Annotated in this window: 1 protein-coding gene; it reads left to right on the plus strand. The window is 50.2% G+C overall.

Features of this window, described 5'->3' with window-relative positions; all coding sequences use genetic code 11:
• Positions 1-329, plus strand: a 329-nt coding sequence (locus tag AC1RPG_RS08560; RefSeq protein WP_481762562.1) for a hypothetical protein, incomplete at both ends; no start/stop codon positions are given.

Genomic DNA, 329 nt, shown 5'->3' on the forward strand with positions numbered 1-329 from the left:
GTCGGTACAGCAGGACTTCTCACGGGAACGTTGACACCAACATTGCGTAGCTCCGCAGGAGGTTCGATCAGCGCCCTGATGCTAGTTGGGTCGTACATGGTTGCGTTCGGTGCTAATGGATATATCGCAACATCGACAGATGGCATTACGTGGACTGCAATCACACCTCTGCAAAATAATGGTGCGTGGCAGGCAGCGCTGTACGACGGCTCGAAATATGTTGTTTTCTCTGATAATGTAAACGGTATAATTGCCACGTCACCAGACCTGAAAACGAATTTTCAAGCGACCTATGCAACGGAGAACGCGGAAGTGGCTTGGAGTATAGC

Source organism: Dellaglioa sp. CoH-57-MRSF-18 (assembly GCF_056781995.1).